This window comes from Pseudomonas sp. FH1 (assembly GCF_000510895.2).
Lineage (GTDB): Bacteria > Pseudomonadota > Gammaproteobacteria > Pseudomonadales > Pseudomonadaceae > Aquipseudomonas > Aquipseudomonas azotoformans_A.
Window position 1 is genome coordinate 1 of record NZ_AOHM01000119.1, and the last position, 3,491, is coordinate 3,491.

Annotated in this window: 2 protein-coding genes and 1 pseudogene; 1 reads left to right on the forward strand and 2 read right to left on the reverse strand. The window is 59.0% G+C overall.

Annotated elements, in window-relative coordinates; all coding sequences use genetic code 11:
- A pseudogene (locus tag H096_RS26055) lies at positions 1–276 on the reverse strand (ribonucleotide-diphosphate reductase subunit beta); the annotation flags it as partial.
- Positions 277–760: 484 nt separating this feature from the next.
- Positions 761–1,030, reverse strand: coding sequence for a DUF2790 domain-containing protein (locus H096_RS26060; protein ID WP_033902233.1), 270 nt, complete (start codon positions 1,028–1,030; stop codon positions 761–763).
- Between the two features lie 397 nt (positions 1,031–1,427).
- Here H096_RS26060 and acs point away from each other — a divergent pair, with 397 nt between their 5' ends.
- Positions 1,428–3,383: an acetate--CoA ligase gene (acs, locus tag H096_RS26065; protein ID WP_033902234.1), complete on the forward strand. Its 1,956-nt coding sequence runs from the start codon at positions 1,428–1,430 to the stop codon at positions 3,381–3,383.
- Positions 3,384–3,491: the final 108 nt, after the last annotated feature.

The following is a 3,491-nucleotide window of genomic DNA, read 5'->3' on the forward strand; positions in this document are numbered from 1 at the left end:
ACGGCAGTTGATCATGCGTTTTTCGTCAACGGCGACGCGGGCGGCGGAGCCTTCCAGCTCGGCGAGGCCTTCGGCGACGTCGAGTTTGTCGAGGGCGGCTTTGGCGCGCACGATGGCGGCGGAGTCACTGGCGGTGACGGCGCGGGCTTCGATGGCGGCGGCGGCGCCAGCACCGTCGAGGCGATCCATGTTGGCTTCGGTGGCGTGGCCGGCGTTGGCGCCTTTGGTGGCTACTTCGCCTTCTTCTTCTTTGTCGAATTCGTCCCAGCTCAGCATGACGTGTCGTCTCCTGCGTGAGGGCTCAAAGGTGCCCGTGTGAAACCGGATGGTTGGGTGTTCACACGGCCCTGAGGCCGCGGTGGATCTTAAGGAATCGTTTGTTGCAGCTAGCGCACGCATTAAACGGAATAGGGTTACGGGTGGTCTGCGTGAGGCTTGAGGTGCGGAGCGGTAGGTGCTTGCTCCCGCGGGAGGCCTCAGGTCTGGCTCTTCATCCCAGTGTAAAGGGATATTGCAGGCCCGATTTACCCGCGCATTATAGGGAAAAAATCGACTTTGTGTTGTGGCGGATGGTCACGGATCGCAGACAAAAAGCCTGCTTTTCAAGCCAAGACGCGGGTTTGCTGGGGTTGGCCGGAGGGACGAGCGGCGGGATTTTTTTCGAGGGGGCACAACGAGGTGAGGAGGGGGCGGGTTCTTTGCCGCAAGAACGATTTCTTGCGGCGAATAAGATCAGGTTCAGATCGAACGCATCAGGTTATTACCCGTTAGAGCAACCATTACCCATCACGTGGTAATTAAGAATATGACGCTGACCTTGTGAGTCTTCATATTCCATCTTCACCGGTACAACTTCGCAGACTTCCGGGATAGTGCTCATGGACAATACTTTGGCAACATCCAAGTGGGTGCTGTAAGTGTAGTCCTCGACGATCGGGGTGTTGCGGCTAGCTACGTCAGTCGGGGCTTCGTCGGCCAGGGCGGCGGTGGCGCACAAGCTGCTGAGGGCCATAACTACTAAAGCTTTCATTTCTCTATTTACCTTATTCAGGGCGAGTGGGGTCACGGGGCCCTTGTGAGGCCGCGTGTGTAACTTAAAAGTTGGGAAGTTCGGATTAACGTTGCCTTCGTGGGGGCTGTTGCGTTGTTAATCACAGTGCCTTGTTGGCGGAGTTGATTTTAGGCCCCCGGGTTATATTCATATACCCGTACTTTTGATAAACACTATTGGCGGTTTTTGTAACAATCCCGTGGTAAAGCTTTTTTCACAAAGCCGCGAAGCGCCGCAGCCCGCGGGCTAGACGTGCACAAGGGGATATCAGGGCAATTTGTAGGGGCTTGTTACTACCATCGTCGAATGGTTCTATAGGTCGGCCCCGGCTACAACAGGGCCATACAACAACAACTATGTCACCGAGGTAAGAAAGATGAGTGCGGCTTCCCTGTACCCCGTTCGCCCCGAAGTAGCAGCCAACACGCTGACCGACGAGGCGACCTACAAGGCCATGTACCAGCAGTCGGTGGTCAACCCCGATGGCTTCTGGCGCGAGCAAGCCAAGCGCCTTGACTGGATCAAGCCTTTCACCACGGTGAAGCAGACCTCGTTCGACGATCACCATGTCGACATCAAGTGGTTCGCCGATGGCACCCTGAACGTTTCCTACAACTGCCTGGACCGTCACCTCGCCGAGCGCGGTGACCAGGCCGCCATCATCTGGGAGGGCGATGACCCTGCCGAGAGCCGCACCATCACCTACCGTGAGCTGCATGAGGAAGTCTGCAAGTTCGCCAACGCCCTGCGCGGCCAGGATGTGCACCGCGGCGACGTGGTGACTATCTATATGCCGATGATCCCCGAAGCCGTGGTCGCCATGCTGGCGTGTACCCGCATCGGCGCGATTCACTCCGTGGTGTTTGGCGGTTTCTCGCCGGAGGCCCTGGCCGGTCGCATCATCGACTGTAAGTCGAAGGTCGTGATCACCGCCGACGAAGGCATCCGCGCCGGTAAGAAGATTCCGCTGAAGGCCAACGTCGACGACGCCCTGACCAACCCGGAAACCAGCAGCATCCAGAAGGTCATCGTCTGCAAGCGCACCAATGGCAACATTAAGTGGAACCAGCATCGCGACATCTGGTACGAAGACCTGATGAAAGTGGCGGGCACTGTGTGTGCGCCAAAAGAGATGGGCGCCGAAGAAGCGCTGTTCATCCTCTACACCTCGGGTTCCACCGGCAAGCCCAAGGGCGTGCAGCACACCACCGGCGGCTACCTGCTGTATGCGTCCCTGACCCATGAGCGCGTGTTCGACTACCGCCCAGGCGAAATCTACTGGTGCACCGCCGACGTCGGCTGGGTCACCGGCCACACGTATATTGTCTACGGCCCGCTGGCCAATGGCGCGACCACGCTGCTGTTCGAAGGCGTGCCGAACTACCCGGATATCACGCGGGTGGCGAAGATCGTCGACAAGCACAAGGTCAATATCCTCTACACCGCACCGACTGCAATCCGCGCCATGATGGCATCCGGCACTGCTGCGTGCGAAGGCGCAGACGGCAGCAGCCTGCGTCTGCTCGGTTCGGTGGGTGAGCCGATCAACCCGGAAGCGTGGGACTGGTACTACAAGAACGTCGGCCAATCCCGTTGCCCGATTGTCGACACCTGGTGGCAGACCGAAACTGGCGGCAACATGATGAGCCCGCTGCCGGGCGCCCATGCGCTCAAGCCGGGTTCGGCGGCACGGCCGTTCTTCGGCGTGGTGCCGGCGCTGGTGGATAACCTGGGCAACCTGATCGAAGGCGCTGCCGAAGGCAACTTGGTAATCCTCGATTCGTGGCCAGGCCAGGCACGTACGTTGTACGGCGACCATGACCGCTTCGTTGACACCTACTTCAAGACCTTCCGTGGCATGTACTTCACCGGTGACGGTGCGCGTCGTGACGAAGACGGTTACTACTGGATCACCGGTCGCGTGGACGACGTGTTGAACGTGTCTGGCCACCGCATGGGCACCGCCGAAATCGAAAGCGCCATGGTTGCCCACCCGAAAGTCGCCGAGGCTGCCGTTGTCGGTGTACCCCACGACATCAAGGGCCAGGGCATCTATGTGTATGTCACCCTCAAGAACGGCGAAGAACCCAACGAAGCCCTGCGCCTGGAGCTGAAAAACTGGGTGCGCAAGGAGATCGGGCCGATTGCTTCGCCGGACGTGATCCAGTGGGCACCGGGCTTGCCGAAGACGCGGTCGGGGAAAATCATGCGCCGTATCCTGCGCAAGATTGCCACGGCCGAGTATGACGGGTTGGGCGATATCTCCACTCTGGCGGACCCAGGTGTGGTCGCGCATTTGATTGAGACGCACAAGACTATGAACGTCGCGTAAGGCGCGATAGTCAGTAAAAGCCCCATTTGGCGTAGGCCGGGTGGGGCTTTTTTGTGTTCAGTGTCCCGTCCTGAATAAGGTTTACGCCTTCTGACCTATCTTCAGGAG

Coding starts and splice junctions, on each gene's coding strand:
- H096_RS26060 (WP_033902233.1), bottom strand. CDS start 1,030: ATGAAAGCTTTAGTAGTTATGGCCCTCAGCAGCTTGTGCGCCACCGCC.
- acs (WP_033902234.1), top strand. CDS start 1,428: ATGAGTGCGGCTTCCCTGTACCCCGTTCGCCCCGAAGTAGCAGCCAAC.